The 535-nt window shown below is 71.2% G+C and carries 1 pseudogene; it reads left to right on the plus strand.

Going from position 1 to position 535, the window contains the following annotated elements:
* Positions 1-535, plus strand: a pseudogene (locus tag HUK84_RS22525) (FAD/NAD(P)-binding oxidoreductase); the annotation flags it as partial.

Here is a 535-nt window from a genome sequence, read left to right on the forward strand (position 1 = left end):
CGGCACCCGCGCGGCGCAGCGCCTGGTCCGCGCCGGCCTGCGGCCCATCGTGCTGGACGAAAACGACCGGCAGGGCGGGCAGATCTATCGCCGCCAGCCACCGGGATTCACCCGGCCGGCGGCGCGCCTGTACGGCACCGAAGCCGGAAAGGCGACGGCGCTGCATCGGGATTTCGAAGCCATCCTCCCTGACATCGACTATCGCCCCGGCACGACCGCCTGGGGCGTTTCGAGCGACGTGCTGCTGGCCAGCCGGGGCAGCGCGGTATCGGAACTGTCCTTTTCCGCCGTCATCATCGCGTCGGGGGCGACCGACCGCATCATGCCGTGCCCCGGCTGGACGATTCCGGGCGTCTTTTCACTGGGCGGCGCGCAGATCGCGCTGAAGGCCCAAGCCTGCGCCATCGGCGCGCGGCCGGTCTTCATGGGCACCGGACCGCTGCTCTATCTGGTCGCGTGGCAATATCTGAAGGCCGGCGTGCCGCCCGCCGCGGTCCTGGACACCAGTTCGTACGCCGACCGGCTGCGCGGCCTG

The organism is Nguyenibacter vanlangensis, from assembly GCF_013376155.1.
Classification (GTDB): domain Bacteria; phylum Pseudomonadota; class Alphaproteobacteria; order Acetobacterales; family Acetobacteraceae; genus Gluconacetobacter; species Gluconacetobacter vanlangensis.